Below are 17,422 nucleotides of genomic sequence, written 5' to 3' on the forward strand. Positions count from 1 at the left end.
GTGCGGAGAGCGCCGTGCCGGGCTGATGGCGACGATCGCCCCGGAGGCGTACAGCGCGTATGTGCGCGTCAAGTCGTCAGCCGCGGCTCGCCGGTGTTCTTGTCGCCCGTCCCGGAGCCCAGCTCATCGTGTTCCGTGTCGAGAAGGGTCAGCTTGTCGTGGTCGGCAGTGCCCGGCTCTGCGAAAAACACGACGAACCGCTGCTTCTGGCTGTGCTCCAGCGGCATCGACTCGTAGCCGAGGTGGAGGTCGCCGACGTCGGGGTGGTGGAAGGTCTTGGCGTCCGGGGCGTGCGGTTTGACGTCGAAGCGGTTCCACAGGTCGGCGAAGTCCGGGCTCTTCGCCAGGAGTTCGTCGACCAGGTCGGCCAGGTCCGGGGCGTCCGGTTCGGTGCCTGCCAGGGCGCGCAGCCGGCCGACGCAGGCGCGGGCCTGCTCGTCCCAGTCGTCGAGTACGTCGCGGGCGAGGGGGTGGAGGAAGGCGTAGCGGGCGAAGTTCCGCCGCGGCGGCGGCCAGTCGGCCAGGCCGGCGAAGAGCCGGAGCGCGCCGGGGTTGAAGGCGAGCAGGTCCAGGGTGCGGCTGACGACGTAGGCCGCGTTCGGGCGCACGGACTCGAGGAGCGCCATCAGCTGTGGTCTCACGGTGTGGCCGGGTGCGGGGGGCGCTTCGGGGGCGTAGGCGGCACGGGAAGCAAGCTCGCGCAGGTGCCGGTGCTCGGACGCGTCGAGGAGCAGGGCGCGGGCGAGGGCATCGATGACCGCGGGGCCGGGGTGGGTCTCCTTGCCGCGTTCCAGGCGTACGTAGTAGTCGATGCTGATCCCGGCGAGCGTGGCGAGCTCCTCCCGGCGCAGGCCCGGCGTGCGGCGCGGGCCGGGGGGTGCGGTCAGCCCGGCCTGCTCGGGGGTGACCTGCGCACGGCGGGCGCGCAGATAGGCGCCGAGGTCGCTCGTGGCACCCGTCGTGTGACCCTTCACCTTCTCCGTTGCGCGCTCCATACGTATATTTTGCCCGTCTTTTTGGGGGTATGTATCGGTGGGTGTGCGTCCCGGCGTGGCCTGCGGGCCCCGGTTCCGGACCAGGGCGATGCGTGCGGCTGGGGCACATCGTTCCTGGCCGGCCGCCTGCCGGGTCCAGGGTCGGGAGCGGTCATGTCCAGCAGGAGCAGGGCGTCGTGATCGGGGGTGCCGGGTTCGGCGGCGTAGGCGACGAGGCGCTGGCCCGGTGTGCCGTCCAGTTCCATGGACTGGGCGGCCAGCGTGATCGCGCCGACCTGTGGGTGGCGGAACGTCTTGTGGGTGGCTTTGCGGCCGGTGACGTCGTAACGCTCCCACAGCCTGGCGAAGTCCAGGCGGACGTAGTAGTCGATGCTGATCCCGGTGAGGGTGGCCAGTTCCTCGCGGCGCAGGCCGGGGTGCGGCGCAGGCCGGCGCCGACCGTGAGGCCGACCTGTTCGGGTGCGGTCTGTGTGCGGCGGGCACGCGGGAACCGGCCCAGCTCGGCGCCGCCGTCCCTGCTCTGCTCAAATGCCATGCCCTTCAGTGTCACACCGCTCTGACCTGCGTGGCAGGGATGTGAGGGGCCCTGCCACTCCCCCGCTCGCCACCCCCTGGCACGGCTCGGCCTGCCACCGGTGGCGAAAGAGCGCGAACGTGAATCCTGGCGGGCTTCGCACCGGTCGCGTATGGACCTCCCGCCCGTGTTCGAGCGTCGGCCGGCATCCGCCCCGTGCTCCGCACCCGTATCTCGCTTGAAAGGCAACCCTCATGCAGAGCGTCACCCTGAACAACGGTGTCGAGATGCCGGTCCTCGGCTTCGGCGTCTTCCAGATCCCGGCGGGGCAGACCGAACAGGCCGTCATCGAAGCCCTCGCGGCCGGTTACCGGCTGCTCGACACGGCCGCCTCCTACGAGAACGAGGAGGCCGTCGGCCGCGCCATCAAGAGCAGCGGCATCCCACGCGAGGAACTGTTCGTCACCACCAAGCTGTACGTCCAGGACGCGCCCGCCGAGGAGAACACCAAGCGGGCTTTCGAGATGTCGCTGGCCAAACTCGGCCTGGACTACGTCGACCTGTACCTGATGCACCAGCCCTACGGCGACGTGTACGGCCAGTGGCGTGCCATGGAGGCGCTGAACCAGCAGGGCCGGGCCAAGGCGATCGGCGTCGCCAACTTCTACCCGGACCGGCTCCTCGACCTGATCATCAACAACGAGATCACCCCGGCGGTCAACCAGATCGAGACCCACCCGTTCTTCCAGCGCGCCGACTACCAGGACCTGATGCGCGAGCACGAGGTCCAGATCCAGTCCTGGGGCGGGTTCGCCGAGGGCAAGAACGACCTGTTCACCAACCCGCTGCTGAGCGAGATCGGCGAGAAGCACGGCAAGTCCGTGGCCCAGGTGGTGCTGCGCTGGCTCGTCCAGCGAGGCGTCGTCGCGATCCCCAAGTCGGTCCGGCCCGAGCGCATGGCGGAGAACCTCGACGTCTTCGGCTTCGAGCTCACCGACGAGCAGATGGCGGCCATCGCCACCCTCGACACCGGGGCATCGCTGTTCTTCGACCACCGCGACCCGGCGATGGTCCAGTGGCTCAGCGCGCGGCGCGTGAACGGCTGAGCCAGAACGCACACGTTCTCGGCCGGTGTGGGGCTCTGCCGCCCATGGCATCCCCTCACACCGGCCCCCGTTGTCCGGCGTGCCGGACGAGCGAGCCGACCGCCCCATCCTTTATCAGCTATCAGCAGAGGCTTCCCATGACTGAGCAACAGGGTCTCGCCGACGTCCTCCCGGCCGGTGCCACCGGCGTGGCGACCGCTCAGCGGCTCGGCATGCGTCCCCGCACCCCGAGCGAGCATCGGCGATGAGCACGCATGAGCACGCCCTTCCCACCGCGCCGCGGCGCCGCACAGTGCTCCGCGGCCTGCTCACAGGAGGAGCGGTCATGACAGCAGGTGCCGCGATCGGCGCTTGTTCCGCCTCCCCCGCCTCGCCACGTCCGGACGAATCCGAGTCCGCCGAGCGGCCCGGCACGCCTGCCCCGGGTGCCCGCACTGTCCTGCTGGCCTATTTCTCCCGGCCGGGCGAGAACTACTACAACGGCGGACGCCGGAACATCGAGGTCGGCAACACCGAGGTCCTGGCCCGCATGATCGCCGACCGGATCGACTGCGACGTCCACCGCATCCAGGCCGCGGACCCCTACCCGGCCGGCTACGACGCGACCGTCCGGCGCAACGTCCGTGAGCAGGACACCGCCGCGCGTCCGGCCGTCGCCAACCCGCTGGCCTCCATCGACCGTTACGACACGATCCTGCTCGGCAGCCCCGTCTGGAACGTCCGCGCTCCCATGATCATGACGACGTTCGCCGAAGCCCTCGACTTCCGCGGCAGGACCGTCGTCCCGTTCACCACCCACGCCATGAGCGGCCTGGGCACCACCGCACGCGACTACGCCGCCTCCTGTCCCGGAGCGACGATCGCCGAGGGCCTCGCGGTACGCGGCGAGGAAGTCCGGGACGCCGGTGCCGCCGTCGACACCTGGCTGAGGCGCATCGGACTGCCCGCCTCGTGACCAGGCACAGGGCCTTTGGCTCTCGTGGTCTGCGCTCCTGTGAACGATGAGGTCGGCACAGAAGAGGTTGGGATCTACGGCCCGGCAGTCGGCGCCCAGCCGGTCACCGCTGCTGCCCGGTCGGACGGAACAGGATCTCGTTGACGTCGACTTCCTGGGGCCGGCTCATGGCGAACTCCACGCTGCGGGCGAAGCTGTCCGCGGGGATGGCGTAGTCCTGGTAGAGGCCGGCGACCGCGTCCGCGACGCCACTCGTCGAACCGCTCCATCTCCAGCGGGGACAGCGGCATGAGACCGGCGTTGTTGAGCATGACGTCGATGCGGCCGCGTCGGTGGACCAGCCCCAGATGGAGCGCGCCTTGCGGAGCGGGTCGCTGTGCCCGTCCCGGCCGTACAGGACACGGTAGTTGTCGATGCAGATCATCTCGCCGGCCTCGACGCGGAACATCGGCCCCGTGTCCCGGGCCTGGTGCACAAGGGCCTCCCAGCTCCTGACGAAGGGCCAGTGGACCTCCTCGTCGGGCCCCTCGACCGGAGCGGGATAGGGCTGGCAGCGCCCCTGGAGCCGCCCGGCCGGGCTGTCAGGCGTGACGGACGGCTTCGAGGTCCTGCCGTACGGGTGCGGGTTCGGCGTCGAGCGGCATGTTGGCGCTGTCCAGGGCGGCGTCGAGGGAGCCGGGCACCTCGGCGGTGAGGGCGGCGAACAGCGGGGCGAGGTCGGAGGGGGCGGGCCCGTGCTCGGCGACGAGTTCGAGGGTCTTGTGGTCGGCCTCGGGCGAGGTGAGCGCGGAGACGAGGACCTGGGCGATCTGCCGGCGGGCGATGACTCCGTCGCTGGGGTCGCCGGCGTGCCGGGTGTCGCCCTGCAGCATCGTCAGGGCGAGCTGGCCGGGAGCGTTGTAGTCGAACCAGCCCGGGCGGACGATCGTGTACGGGCGCCCGCTGGCGCGGACCAGGCGTTCACCGCGGCGCTTCCACGCGTGGGCGTCGGTGATCATGTCGTCGCGGACTGTGCCGTCGGCGTTCCTGGGGCGGCCCGTGACGCCGATCGCGGTCATCAGTGAGATCCGCGCCGCCTGGTCGCCCAGCGCCGTCAGGGTGTTGCGGACGGCCCCGTAGTCGATGAGTTCCGCCTGGCCGGGCCGGCCGTGGGAGCCGTGGGTGAAGACCACGGCGTCGATGCCGTCGACGGCCTCCTTGAGCGTGTCGGCATCGGTGAGGTCCCCGGTGACGAGCAGAGCGGCCTGCGGCAGCACGGTCCGGGCGCGCCCGGGATCGCGGACGAGGGCTTTCACCTGGTGGCCCTGTCGGAGGGCTTCGGCGACGACGAGGGTTCCGATGCTGCCGGTGGCACCGACGACCAGGACGGTCAGAGGGGTGGTGCTTGTCATGGCGGAGGCTCTTCCATGAGGGCAGGGGTCAGCGGTACGTCGATGTGCTGAGGCGTGGCGTCGGCGAACCGCAGCGCCGACACTGCGACTTCACGCCTCGGGGATCTCGCGTCCGTAGTTCTCCAGCGTGATGTCGGCCGGCTCCGGTCCGCCGCGTACGCCGGTGTCGAGCGCGTCGATCGCGGCGAGCTGCTCGGTGGTCAGCTCGAAGTCGAAGACGTCGAAGTTCTCGGCGATGCGGGCGGGCTTGGTCGACTTCGGGATCGCCGAGCGGCCCTCCTGCAGATGCCAGCGCAGCATCACCTGCGCGGCCGACTTGCCGTGACCGCGGGCGATCTCCAGCAGGACCGGGTCGTCGAAGGTCCGCTTCTCGGCGCCGCCGTAGGAGGTGATGCCGCCGATGGGCGACCACGCCTGGGTCAGGATGCCGTGCTCGCCGTGCAGGCGCTGCAGCGCGGTCTGCTGAAAGTACGGATGGACCTCGATCTGGTTGACCGCGGGCACGGCGGACGTCTCGGACAGCAGGCGCTCCAGGTGCTCGGGCATGAAGTTGCTGACGCCGATGGCCCGTACCCGGCCGTCGGCGAGCAGCTTCTCCAGCGCCCGGTAGGCGTCGAGGGTGCGGTCGAAGGCGGAGGGCAGGGGCTGGTGGAGCAGCAGCAGGTCGAGCTGGTCGACGCCGAGTTTGCCCGCGCTCTTGTCGAAGGCGTGCAGCGCGTTGTCGTAGCCGTAGTCGCTGATCCAGAGCTTCGTCTCGATGAACACCTCGTCGCGGGCGAGGCCGGAGCGGCGGATGCCGTCGCCGACCTCCCGCTCGTTGCCGTAGGCGGCGGCCGTGTCGATGTGGCGGTAGCCGACGCGCAGGGCTTCCTCGACCGAGGCGGTCGTGACGTCGGGCGGGGTCTGGAAGACGCCGAGCCCGAGAGCGGGCATCTCCACACCGTTGCTCAGAGTCATCGTGAGGGGGGACATGTTTCGACGATAGGCAGGCGTCCGACGCCCCCGCATCTCCTCTGGGGGGCCCTGTCACTACCCCGTATCCCACACCCCGGCACAGCCCGGCCTGGAACGCCCGCCGGTCGGATCGCACGCTGAGAGAGCTCGAAGGATCACGTCCTTCTCCGGTGTCCCGGCCGTCGGCCGGGGGATCCCGGGGAGACCAGGAGAGTCTCAATGACCAGCACGCAGGCGCCCGCTCCGGGCAGCGCCGCCACCACTCCGGCCGGCGGCAGGACCACCAGTCCGGCCTTCGCGCTCGGTGCCGCACTGCTCGGCTTCTTCGTCATCACCCTGGACGCGCTGATCGTCAGCGTTGCCCTGCCCACCATCGGCGCCGACCTCGGCGGCGGTATGACGGGGCTGCAGTGGGTCGTCGACGGCTACACCCTGATGCTCGCCGCGCTGCTGCTGTCCGCCGGGTCCGTCTCGGACCGGATCGGCGCCCGGCAGGCGTTCGGCATGGGCATGGGGTTGTTCCTTATCGCCTCGGCGTCCTGCGGCCTGGCGCCCACGCTGCCCGTCCTGGTCGCGGCCCGCCTGGTGCAGGGCGCGGGCGCGGCGGTCATGATGCCCGCCACCCTCGCTCTGATCCGCGAGGCGTACCCGGATGCCGCCCACCGCGCCCGTGCCCTTGGGTTCTGGGCGCTGGGCGGCTCGGTCGGCTCGGCCGCGGGGCCTCTGCTGGGCGGCGCGCTGAGCGCCGTGGACTGGCGGTGGATCTTCTTCATCAACCTGCCGGTCGGCGCCGTCGCCCTGGGGCTGCTCACCCGCGTCGCCCGCTCCCCGCGGCGTCCCGTGCCCTTCGACTGGACCGGGCAGATCAGCGCGGTCCTGGCGATGGGCGGTCTGACGTACGCGCTGATCGAGGGCGGCGAGTACGGCTTCCGCCACGCCCCCGTGATCGCCGCCTTCGCGGTGTCAGTGCTGGCGCTCGCAGTGTTCCTGCGGTCGCAGGCCCGCGGCCGCCACCCGATGCTGCCGCTCACCTTCTTCCGCTCCCGCCCGGTGACCGTCACCCTGCTGGCCGGGTTCACCCTCAACATCGGCTTCTACGGTCTGACGTTCCTGCTCAGCCTCTACTTCCAGCAGCTGCGCGGCCTGTCCGCGCTCGCCGCCGGCATCGCGTTCCTGCCGATGACGCTGCTGACCGGCGTCGTGGCCCTCCAAACCGCCCGGCTGGTAGGCAAGTTCGGCGCCCGGCTCGTCATGACCTCCGGAATGTGGATCATGGCGGCGGGCCTGCTGCTCCTGTTCTTCCTGCCCGGGACCACCCCCGTGTGGCTGGTCGCGGTCCTGATGATCCCGGTCTCCCTCGGCGGTGCCCTCGCCGTACCCGCGATGACCGGACTGATGCTGGAGAGCGTGCGGCCGGAGCAGGCGGGCCTCGCCAGTGGCGTCCTCAACACCTCCCGCCAGTTCGGTGGGGCTCTCGCCGTCGCCGTCTTCGGCGCCCTCGTCGCGGACCAGGCGAACTTCCTGCACGGCATGCGCGTCAGCCTGTTCATCGGCGCGGCGCTGCTGGTGGCGACCGCCATGGCCGGCGGGCTGCTGCTCAGGCCGACCGCGAGCACCCAAAGACGGGAGCCGCATCCATGCCGCACATGACCTCCTTTGCCAGGAACCAGTGGTACAGCTAGCGCATCTTTCTGACCTGCGCTTGTGTGGGGGCGATGAGGCTGTGACCTGCTAGGACGGGTTGCAGAGACGAGCGGAGGCAGTCAGAGGAAAACACTCTGATTCGACCCCGGTTCGACCCGGGTCACTCAGAGGCAGTCAGAGGCAGTGACCTCTGCTACTGGCCTGTGAGGGAACCGAGTTGGACGGTGTGGATCACGAGTGGGCGACTCTGGCGGGACTCTGAATCGTCCCCGGTCGAGCTGCGATGGGGACGCCTGCCTCCGCTCGGAGCCAGGCATGCGAAGGCCTCCAGGATGGCCGTCCTGGAGGCCTTGGCCGGCACCGATTGGAGGTCGGTCCCGGACACCACCCGTGGTTTTAGCGGGCCTGGGTGGCGTCCACGTCTTTGCGAGACGACCCCACCGTGTCAGACAGCACTCACCAACCACTCCCCCAACGACGCATCCCCCTTGTACGCGGCCCGCTGGGCCTGTCCCAACTCCCCCCGGCTGCTGCCGATCTCGTCCTGCTCGGCGACCTCACCGGCCGCTACGCCTCCGGCAGCTACAGCAGACTCGCCTCCGACGGGCAAACCGTGTCTCTGCGCGCGGATCACCAGGGTGCGGCCGAGCACGGGCACCGGATCACCGCGGCCATCGCATGCCACGTGGCCCGCGCCGGCGGCACCCTCGACCAACTGACGCAGCTCCTGCTGCACCCCGAGCACGAAGGCGGACGGCACACCCGCACCATCGCACTGCGCTCCGGGCAGACTCGCGCCCTGGACTACATCCGCCGGGTGTGGGCCAGCGCCTCGGAAGCGGTCAGCACCACCAGTGCGCTGGGCTCCCGGCATGACGCGTACGAGGTTCTCGCCGCGCTGCGCGATCGCATCGAGACCACTCCTTGGCGCGGGGAGCGGGGACGGACCGCCCTGCGGGTGCTGCGGGCGCATCTGAACTTCGCCGAGACCGCGGGCGGCCCCCTGCACCACGCCAGCGAACGGCAGACCGCGGAGGAAGCGGGCATCTCCCGCACGACACTGCGGGCCGTCTACGAGACCGTCCTCAAACCTCAGGGTTGGCTGCGCCGGCTGCGGGTCGGCCATGGCCGCGAAGGCTCGACCTGGTACCTCAACGCTCGGCCGTCTCGTTTCCGGACCACTCAGTACCCCCCCGACCCGGCACTTGAGGAGTGGCCCACCCCTGAGACGGCCACGACGGCCGACATCGACTCCACCGTCCTCGGCCGGCTGATGGGTCACGACGCCTTCGCCCACCACGGCCTCGGCAGCTCCGCCCTAGTGATCATCAGCGCTCTGCACCAGCGCCCCGACCAGATCATCGGCGAGCTCGTCGGCACGTCTTCGGTCTCCCGGGCGACCGCCTACCGGACCCTACGGCGCCTGGCCGAGCACGGCCTCGTCCACCACACCGGCGAGACCTGGGCCCTCGCACCACGTGCACTGGAGGGCCTCGGCAGCAGCCTCCCGGTCCCCGGTCCCGGACTCGACGTCGTGCCGGCACAGGGCTGGGACACGGTCGCCGAGCGGTACGACACCAGGGGACTCGCTGCCCAGCGCAAGGCTCTGCACGCCGCCCAACGCACCGCGTACCGGGAGGCGCTGGACCGGCTCGCGGAGCACCGCAGCAAGGCCATGGTGATCGTCCGCGACGGCCATCAGGTCCTCGTCCCCGCGCCACGCCCCGACGAGATCCCCTCCGCGTGGCACGCCCCCGACGGGTGCGTCCTGGATCCGCTCACCGGCCACGCCGCTCCCGACTGGCGGATCGCCACGGACGGTCGCCTGATCCTCACTACCCCCTCCGACCAGCGCAGTTACAACGAGCTGGCCGCCGCCCATGCCGAAGCCCGCAGCGAATGGGAGTCCGCAGCGTGAACCCAACTCTTCGACCCACGGCCGATCACGAGCATCAGGTCACCGCACAAGCACTGCGGGAGCAGTACGAATCCGGTTCCACCGTGGACCAACTCGTGGCGAGCAGCGGCCTGTTGTACGGCACACTCCTCAACCGGCTGCACGAGGCCGGGACCGTGATGCGCACGTCGTGGCAAGTAGCGGTCGAACCACTCCGGCGCCACCACCGTCGTTGATCGTCTGAGGACTGCTGCAGATGGCCTGTCCGCGAACGCGATGGACGCGCCGGTGTCGGCTGCCGCGGGCTCTCGGACGCCCTCCGCGCGCTGGTGTCGGTGGCCGGCACTACCTCGGACGGCCTTGGCCGGTCGGCCGGTGGAGGGAGGTGCGATCGCAGCAGCGCTCGTGTACTGACGGAATGTACGGCGGAGTCGTGGGCAAGCGCTGGGCACCCCTTCGCTCCCACTACCCTTGACCCGTGAGCATTCGCTTGTACGACACCTACGCCAGCCAGGTCCGTGATTTCGTCCCGATCACACCGGGCTGTGTCTCGATCTACCTGTGCGGCGCGACCGTGCAGGCCCCGCCGCACATCGGGCACATCCGCTCCGGGCTGAACTTCGACATCATGCGTCGGTGGTTCGCCTACCGGGGCTACGACGTGACCTTCGTGCGGAACGTCACCGACATCGATGACAAGATCATCGCGAAGTCGCGGGAGACCGGGCTGCCCTGGTGGCAGATCGGCTACGCCAACGAGCGTGCGTTCAACGCCGGTTACTCCGCGCTGGGCTGCCTGCCGCCCACCGGCGAGCCAAGAGCTGCCGGGCACGTGACCGAGATGATCGAGATGATGCGAGACCTGATCGAGCGCGGCTTCGCCTACGAGTCCGAGGGCAACGTCTACTTCAGCGTCACCTCCTACCCGGACTACCTCGCGCTCTCGCACCAGCAGTTGGACAACCTGCTGCAGCCGGAGAGCGAGGGCGAGACCGGCAAGCGGGACCCGCGCGACTTCGCCATGTGGAAGGCGGCCAGGCCGGGGGAGCCGAGCTGGGAGACCCCGTGGGGCCGGGGCCGTCCCGGCTGGCACCTGGAGTGCTCGGCGATGGCGCACAAGTACCTCGGCCGGGCCTTCGACATCCACGGCGGCGGTCGGGAGTTGGTCTTCCCGCACCACGAGAACGAGATCGCCCAGTCCAAGGCGTTCGGAGACGACCTCGCCCAGTACTGGCTGCACAATGCCTGGGTCACCCTGCGCGGCGAGAAGATGAGCAAGTCGCTGGGCAACTCGGTGCTGGTGTCGGAGATGGCGCAGCGCTGGCGGCCGATCGTGCTCCGCTACTACCTGGGCACCCCGCACTACCGCTCGACGATCGAGTACAGCGAGGAGGCCCTGCGCGAGGCCGAGACCGGGTTCAACCGGATCGAGGGCTTCGTCCAGCGGGTCACCGAGCAGCACGGCACGGTCGAACCTGCGCCGCACGTGCCCCCGGCGTTCGCCGAGGCGATGGACGACGACTTCGGCGTGCCGCAGGCGCTGGCCGTCGTCCACACCGCCGTCCGGCAGGGCAACGCCGCGCTCGCGGCGGACGACAAGGAGAGCGTGGTCGCGCGCCTCGCGGAGGTCCGCGCGATGCTCGGAGTGCTCGGCCTCGACCCGCTGGACCCCCAGTGGGCCGGACCACAGCAGGGAGAGGACCTGAATGGCGTCGTCGACGCCTTGGTCCAGCTGGTGCTGGAGCAGCGCCAGGCCGCGCGGGAACGCAAGGACTACGTCACGTCGGACGCCATCCGGGATTTGCTGACGCAGGCAGGCATCACCATCGAGGACCGCGCCGACAGCTCCCGCTGGACCCTCAGCTGAGGTTGCTCGCCAGAACGTTCAAAGCGAAGCGGGACCGTACCGACGGCTGGCAACAGCCAGCGCAGGCCCCCCGGCTCCAAGAAGGGCCCGTCGGTTGGAACCGGCGCCCCGGCCGGAAGGCGCTGGAGGGCAGGGGGCCGACGCCCCCGCCTCCGAGCGCAAGGGCCACAAGAAGAATCGGATGGCGAATGCAGCTGCCAGGCACTACCACCGCCGGGAACAAGTCCTGGGGCAACACGCGGCGCGGCGGCAGGGTCGGCTCCTGACTGGTCTACAGGCACAACTCGGTGGTCGAGGCGCTGCAGGGCGGCGTGCAGTCTCGGCGCTTCACGTGCAGCAGTTCAAAGTCTGCGGCGGCCGGGTTTGCCAAACCATCCCCAACCGAACCTGCGCGCCTTGACGGGGACATAGAGTCACCCCCGCCCGCTTCCGCCACCCCGCCGCGCTGGTCACCGCCAGTCGGCGGCCGAGGAATCGCGCTCGGCGAGCGCGCGGTAGTCCACCTTCCCGCTGCTGGTCAGAGGCAGGGACGCCTCGACACGCCACTCCCTCGGCGTGAACGCCGCAGGCATTCGGGCTGTCGCGAACCTCTGAAGATCACGCCAGGGAGCCGGTGACCCGAGGGTGCAATAGGCGACCAGTTGCGCGTGTCCGTCTTTCGGCACGGCGACGACCCCGCAGTCCTCCACGGCAGGGTGCTGCCTGAGCACCGCTTCCACATGATTGAGGTCCACGCTCACTCCTGCGATCTTCACGTGCCTGTCCGCGCGTCCCCTGCAGAAGACCGCCCCATGCTGGAACACCGCGACGTCGCCCGTCCGGTACAGCCTTCCAGGCTCGCCAGGACGACTGAACGGACTATGGAAGAACGGGTCACCCGCGGGCGCACCTCGGTATCCGGTGGACACAGCGACGCCACCGACGAATAGCTCCCCGAGCTCGCCCTCCCTGGCCGCCCTCCATGAGCCCTCCTCGCAGACGAGTAGGTGGAGGTCCACATTGGGTATCGGCCGACCAGCCGGAATCTCCCCCGCCGTGATGTCGGCGGGGACGACCCGGTGAAAGGCGACGTCGTCCGAGCATTCGGTCATTCCGTACGCGTTGATGAGCGAGACGTGGGGAAGGGTCTCGAGGGCGTGTGCGGCCAGAGCGGTCTCAAGGGGGCCGCCCGTGGAGATCAGAGATCTGAGCGCATCCAGCCGGCCGGTACTCGCCCGTCCGCTTCGCAGCTCCTGAAGGACTCCCCTCATGGCCGTCGGAATCAGCTCCAGGATGGTCACGCCCTGGGACTGGACGCGCGAGATCAGTCGGCGCGGGATCCTCACATCCAGCTCATCGACGATCGCGACCGATGCACCGACAAGCAACGCTGAAAGCATCTGCCACACCGAGATCACATGGCTCGGCGGGGCGGTGAAACCGACGACGTCGAGGGAGGTCAGTTTGAGCTCGTCGATGATCGCCAGCAGATGGTTCACCAGGCCCTGATGCTGAACCATCACGCCCTTGGGCACCCCACTGCTGCCAGATGTGTGTATGACGTATCTCGTTTCGTGGAGATGCCCTTCGCGGACAACCCTGTCCGCCGCTCCCGGCGTCAGCGCTCCATGGTTCGAACCTTCCACGATCGGTACGTTGAGCTGGCGCAGCAGAAGTGTCCAGCGTTCCGTCGACAAGTCGTCCATCCCGTGCAGGACGGCGGCAGCCGGTGCGGCATTGCCGATGACGTCGGCGGCGAAGAGATTCGGCCAGCTCGGATCGATCGGCACGTAGACCGCACCGATGTTCTCTGTGGCCAGCAGGAGGGCGATCGTGAGCACGCCGCGCGGGCCCACGACTGCGACGCTGTCCCCAAGCGCGCAGCCGGCGGCCCGCAGGGCCTGAGAACAGCGATTCACCGATCGCACGAGTTCGTCGTAGCTGGTCGTACGGCCGCCGTGTCGCACCGCCACGGCGTTCGGCTGCCGGTCCCGCTGCTCGGCGATGATGCGGCACAAGCCGACCGGGTCAGGGCCGCGCCTTGTTCCGCGAAGGGCACAGGGCGCTTCGGCGGGACCTTCCCGCTCCATGCCCGGAAGCTCCGAAAGCTCAGCTCCGCTTGGCACATGGCTCATCGGGTCACCAACGAAGGCGTGATCATGCTCCCGTTGTGCGTGGCCAACGGCTCCCGATAGCCGATGCACTCAAAGAGAACCCCCTTCGGGATCCTGCATGCCGGCCAGACGTCGGCGTCCAGGACCCCCCAGCGCGCCAGGGTGCTGATGAAGAACGGATCGATCATCCGCCGACCGCTTTCGAAGGGAACGCTGATCCAGGCGTGCGGCAGTGAAAAGGGTCTCGCCACAAACATCCCCGCCACGGGTCTGGCGTCGATACCCAAGGCCCGCGCCGAGTCGACCAGATGCGCCGTGGCAAGCACGCAGTCGGCAAGTCCGGTGGTGCGCGAGAACTCCCCGTCCAAGCCGAATCCGCGTGGTACGTGATAGAACTCCAATTCCCTCGCGACCTCGATCAACGGCAGCAGTCCGCTCGCCTCGGTCACGAATTCAGGCGGCCCGCAAGGAAGTTCAACCTCCACGCTGATCCGGCCGCTTGTGAGGCCGGTCGCCGGCCGGTCGGTCCGGTACCGCATCAGCGACGGCGCGAAGTGCACCTCGCACACGTGATCGCTGTCCAGATCGGGGCACCTCGCCGCCACCGTGACTGTGCGGACGACACACTGGCCGATGTTGTCGCTCAGACAGTCCCCAAGAAATCTGAGCATCCTCAGCTGCGGAGAGGGAAGGCGGAGCTGGAGCGACAGGTTCACCAGGTCCCGATCATCGAACCTAGGCCCCGAACCCGAGACCTGATGCGGCAGGCCAAGATCCAACAGGTCGAGCAGGACGGATTCCGGGATCCGATGAGCGGTCCATGCGTCATCCGTGCTCCGGGTGAAAGCGCGGTATCGATCCGGGATCGTGAGCGCGCACTCGACAACGTGTTTGTGACTGGCTTCAGTCATGGGTTCGCTCCGCTCATGTTCGTAGCTGCCCGCCACTTCGCTCTCCCAGCGCCAGTTCGACGAACGCCCAAAGGTGACCGGGGGTTGTGAAGGTCTCCAACGTCATGTGCTCCTCGGGGAGCGTGACCTCGAACGCCTCCTCGAGCTGCAGCATCGTGGATACGATCTGGAGTGAGTCCATGCCCAGTTCGACGAGGTCGACATCCGGGCTCAACGGCTTTCCGGCCTCAGCCATCGGGCAGTTCGCCGTCACGATCTCTTCGAACCTGCGGTAGTTCTCGCCCGACATACCGCTTCCTGCGGCGTTCATTCCGCACCCAGGAGGGCGCTGACGGTCGCAGCGAATTCCTCAAGGCTTCCGGCTCCCACCAGCTCTCCCATATCGACCGGTTGACCGACCCAGTTCTCGATTTGCAGACAGAGTTCCAACGCCATCAGGGAGTCGCCACCGAGGTCGAAGAAGCTGTCCGCGGGAGTCACCGTCCGCTGGAACACCTCCTCGGCCATGGACACGACGCGATCAACGACCTGTTGCCTCATCCGATTCAGTCCTCACGTGTTCAACCAACGTTTGACGCCCGGTCAGGGGCTCCTGCTCCGCTGTACCGAGGTGAAGTCAGCAGGCCTTGCTCCAGGAGCGAGCGGCATCCTTCACGGCGGATCTTGCCGCTCGTCGTCACCGGCAGTGTCCCGGCCGGAAGCACTGCCACCTCACGGAGCGAGAGCCCGAAGTCTCTGCTGACGGTTCTGGTGATGCTTCGGGCGATCTCAGCGGCCGCTTCCTGGCGGAGAGTCGTGTGCTCTCTGGCGACCTCCGCGAGGACCACCGTCGAGGGAGACTCATGCGGCGCACCCGGCAGCGCGATGACGGCCGCTCGCCCTGGCCGCAGCCGGTCGTCCGCCGCCACCACCGCATCCTCGATCTCAGAGGGATAGAAGTTCTGTCCCCGAACCTGGAACCTGTCCCGGCTGCGTCCCAGCAGCACCAGCTCACCCCGCCAGCGAAAGCCCAAGTCACCAGTCCCGAGCCCCGTGTGCTCCGCGGCGCGGGACTGGGCAGCCCGGTCCGCGGCGACCTGAGGGCCAGCGATGTGGACCTCCCCGATCTGCCCGTCGCCGTCGAGAACGGAACCGGATTCGTCGCGGATGGTGACCTCCGTATCTCTGAGCGGGGGGCCGCAGGAGACCAGGGCAGTGGCCTGATCGCCGTCGTGCGCTGGAGCCGCTCGGCCGCTGCGCAGCGAGGTGGCCGAGAATTCGATGATCTTCGGCGGATCCTCCGGCCGACACGCGGTGACCGTCAACGTGGCCTCAGCGAGGCCGTACGAAGGCTTGAATGCACTGAACCGGAACCCGGCCGACGCGAACCTGTCGGTGAACGCGTGCAGGGTGGCGGGTCGGACCGGTTCCCCGGCGTTCCTGGCCACCCGCAGCGGACTGAGATCGTACGAGCTGACGTCTGTGACCTTACGAGCGCAGAGGGCGTATCCAAAGTCGGGCGCGGAGGTGTGCGTCGCACGCCAGTCCGTGAGGGCCGCCGGCCATATGTGGGGTTCCCTGACGAAGTGGAACGCGTCCAGGAGCACGGAGGTGTAGTCCGACCACAGCGGACGAAGGACGCTGGTGACCAGTCCCATGTCGTGGTACAGCGGGACCCAGTTCACTGAGACGCTGTCGTGTGTTTCGCCGAATGCCTCGGCAGCCTGCCGCAGTTGGGCGAGCACGTTCTTCTGGGAGATGACGATCGGCTTGGGGACGGAAACGGAGCCAGAGGTGTACTGCTCGTAGCAGGAGGGATGCACCCGAAAGGCCGCCGGGTCGATCCCCTGGCTGGTCGCTGCCTGCCCGATCGGAAGGATGGTGACATCGCACTGGTCCAGCGCCTCTCGAAGAGCACCTGTCCGATCGTCATCGGCAATGACGAACGCTGGTCGTGACGCCTTCACGATGTTCACCAGCCGGGCTTTGTGCCCTGGGCGCGCGTCCACACGCGTGGGCCCGGGAACCGGAACCGCACCGATCAGGGCTACGGCGAAGAACGCGGTGACGAACTCCAGGGGATCCGCGAGGGTGAGAACAATCGCATGTGCCTCCCTGCCTTGCGGAGGATCGCCCGTCTCCTGCGCCAGCCATGTCGCCATTGCACCGGCCCGTTCGTACAGCTGGTTGTATGCGAGCCGCCGAGTCCCGGTCGCGGTCACCGAGACATAGGCGCCTTCGGCTGACTGTCGTGCCTTGAGCAGTTCTGCGAGATTCGCAGGGGCAGCACCTAACAAAGTCCTAACTCCCCGTCCGGTCAGCGGCATACGGCTGGGATCAGGCCTCCCGCCTTCCCGCCCAAGGCAGGTAGGAGCGCGAGACCGGGTCACATGGTCAGAAGGTTCGACAACGAGGCTCAAGCCAGCTATCTCCGATGGTGGTACGCAAACGCCAGCAGCCCAACGCGCAGAAGGGCGGCGCACCACCGGAGAGGTGACCGTTCAGGTGACCGCCTGCCACTTCCCCGTCAACGGGGGTGCGGTTGCGACCTGGAGGCACCAGCACCGCGGGTCGTGGACAGCGGCCGGCTGCATCAGCAGCAGTCGCAACGAAGGTGGTGCGGGACGAAGATCCTCCGCCCACGACTCGGTCCTCCGAATTTACTGGAACTGCCGACGAAGCGTCAATACACCTTATGGCATAAGGCGCTACCCGGTCGGCGTTATCCCGAAACTCTGTCCGGATTCTTCACGCGATGCCAACGTACACGCATTGTGAGACGCCCTCTGTTCGGAGGGCCGAGCAGCCGGCCTTACGCCGTGGCCGCCGCGTGACCGGGTCAGCGTCTGCGACTGCCGCGCCAATCCGGATAAATCGTGATCACCTTGCCGCGCTCGATAGAGAAGTCCCGGGTCATGGCCTTGGTTTAACACTGGAGCTAACCGGAGTGCCTGATTCCGTTTGGAAACGGAAACTTAATGCAGAGCGTTGCAAAGATCCTTTCAGGTGTCTTGACGTGTCCCCGCCGTGAGCGGCAACGTACTTTCTGATCAAGCCGCTTCCCTGAGCGGTCGGTCTAGTGCGATCCGTGCACGAGGTCTGCCCTTGTAAGGAAT

At 68.6% G+C, this 17,422-nt stretch carries 15 protein-coding genes and 1 pseudogene; 6 read left to right on the plus strand and 10 right to left on the minus strand.

Annotated elements, in window-relative coordinates; genetic code table 11:
• Positions 1-68: 68 nt before the first annotated feature.
• Together OIC96_RS06180 and OIC96_RS06185 are read right to left on the minus strand one after the other, a co-directional pair.
• Complete coding sequence (locus OIC96_RS06180; RefSeq protein WP_330308882.1) at positions 69-995, minus strand: helix-turn-helix transcriptional regulator; 927 nt, start codon at positions 993-995, stop codon at positions 69-71.
• Between the two features lie 125 nt (positions 996-1,120).
• Positions 1,121-1,530, minus strand: a pseudogene (locus OIC96_RS06185) (MmyB family transcriptional regulator); the annotation flags it as partial.
• A 233-nt stretch (positions 1,531-1,763) separates the two neighbouring features.
• Here OIC96_RS06185 and OIC96_RS06190 point away from each other — a divergent pair.
• Both OIC96_RS06190 and OIC96_RS06195 read left to right on the plus strand, forming a co-directional pair.
• Positions 1,764-2,615, plus strand: a complete 852-nt coding sequence (locus OIC96_RS06190; protein ID WP_330308881.1) for an aldo/keto reductase — start codon at positions 1,764-1,766, stop codon at positions 2,613-2,615.
• Between the two features lie 325 nt (positions 2,616-2,940).
• Complete coding sequence (locus OIC96_RS06195; protein ID WP_330308880.1) at positions 2,941-3,570, plus strand: flavodoxin; 630 nt, start codon at positions 2,941-2,943, stop codon at positions 3,568-3,570.
• A gap of 103 nt (positions 3,571-3,673) precedes the next feature.
• Here OIC96_RS06195 and OIC96_RS06200 read toward each other — a convergent pair whose 3' ends face one another.
• The 3 genes from OIC96_RS06200 to OIC96_RS06210 form a co-directional block, all read right to left on the minus strand.
• Positions 3,674-4,045 (minus strand): hypothetical protein, encoded by a 372-nt coding sequence (locus OIC96_RS06200; protein WP_330308879.1) that lies wholly within the window; start codon positions 4,043-4,045, stop codon positions 3,674-3,676.
• 106 nt (positions 4,046-4,151) lie between these two features.
• Positions 4,152-4,961, minus strand: a complete 810-nt coding sequence (locus OIC96_RS06205) for an SDR family oxidoreductase (protein ID WP_330308878.1) — start codon at positions 4,959-4,961, stop codon at positions 4,152-4,154.
• Between the two features lie 90 nt (positions 4,962-5,051).
• Positions 5,052-5,933, minus strand: coding sequence for an aldo/keto reductase (locus OIC96_RS06210; RefSeq protein WP_330308877.1), 882 nt, complete (start codon positions 5,931-5,933; stop codon positions 5,052-5,054).
• A 201-nt stretch (positions 5,934-6,134) separates the two neighbouring features.
• Here OIC96_RS06210 and OIC96_RS06215 point away from each other — a divergent pair, with 201 nt between their 5' ends.
• The 4 genes from OIC96_RS06215 to cysS all read left to right on the plus strand — a co-directional run bounded on the left by OIC96_RS06215 (position 6,135) and on the right by cysS (position 11,323).
• Positions 6,135-7,565, plus strand: a complete 1,431-nt coding sequence (locus OIC96_RS06215) for an MFS transporter (RefSeq protein ID WP_330308876.1) — start codon at positions 6,135-6,137, stop codon at positions 7,563-7,565.
• A gap of 436 nt (positions 7,566-8,001) precedes the next feature.
• Positions 8,002-9,477 carry a MarR family winged helix-turn-helix transcriptional regulator gene (locus tag OIC96_RS06220; protein ID WP_330308875.1) on the plus strand — a complete coding sequence of 492 codons (1,476 nt, stop codon included), beginning with the start codon at positions 8,002-8,004 and terminating at the stop codon, positions 9,475-9,477.
• Complete coding sequence (locus OIC96_RS06225; RefSeq protein ID WP_330308874.1) at positions 9,474-9,692, plus strand: hypothetical protein; 219 nt, start codon at positions 9,474-9,476, stop codon at positions 9,690-9,692. The genes OIC96_RS06220 and OIC96_RS06225 overlap by 4 nt, the downstream gene beginning before the upstream one ends.
• Positions 9,693-9,934: 242 nt before the next feature.
• Positions 9,935-11,323: a cysteine--tRNA ligase gene (gene cysS / locus OIC96_RS06230; RefSeq protein WP_330308873.1), complete on the plus strand. Its 1,389-nt coding sequence runs from the start codon at positions 9,935-9,937 to the stop codon at positions 11,321-11,323.
• A 449-nt stretch (positions 11,324-11,772) separates the two neighbouring features.
• On the opposite strand, the gene OIC96_RS06235 is transcribed toward cysS, so the two are convergent.
• The 5 genes from OIC96_RS06235 to OIC96_RS06255 all read right to left on the minus strand — a co-directional run bounded on the left by OIC96_RS06235 (position 11,773) and on the right by OIC96_RS06255 (position 16,633).
• The gene (locus OIC96_RS06235) at positions 11,773-13,320 is read right to left on the minus strand and encodes an AMP-binding protein (protein ID WP_330308872.1); all 1,548 of its coding nucleotides are present in this window, start codon (positions 13,318-13,320) and stop codon (positions 11,773-11,775) included.
• A 113-nt stretch (positions 13,321-13,433) separates the two neighbouring features.
• Entirely contained in the window at positions 13,434-14,327 is an 894-nt protein-coding gene (locus OIC96_RS06240; RefSeq protein ID WP_330308871.1) for a hypothetical protein, read from the minus strand.
• A gap of 13 nt (positions 14,328-14,340) precedes the next feature.
• Positions 14,341-14,616: an acyl carrier protein gene (locus OIC96_RS06245; RefSeq protein ID WP_330308870.1), complete on the minus strand. Its 276-nt coding sequence runs from the start codon at positions 14,614-14,616 to the stop codon at positions 14,341-14,343.
• A gap of 17 nt (positions 14,617-14,633) precedes the next feature.
• Positions 14,634-14,867 (minus strand): acyl carrier protein, encoded by a 234-nt coding sequence (locus OIC96_RS06250; protein WP_330308869.1) that lies wholly within the window; start codon positions 14,865-14,867, stop codon positions 14,634-14,636.
• Between the two features lie 20 nt (positions 14,868-14,887).
• Positions 14,888-16,633, minus strand: coding sequence for an AMP-binding protein (locus tag OIC96_RS06255; protein ID WP_330308868.1), 1,746 nt, complete (start codon positions 16,631-16,633; stop codon positions 14,888-14,890).
• Positions 16,634-17,422 lie beyond the last annotated feature (789 nt).

This window comes from Streptomyces sp. NBC_00775, from assembly GCF_036347135.1.
Classification (GTDB): domain Bacteria; phylum Actinomycetota; class Actinomycetes; order Streptomycetales; family Streptomycetaceae; genus Streptomyces; species Streptomyces lutosisoli.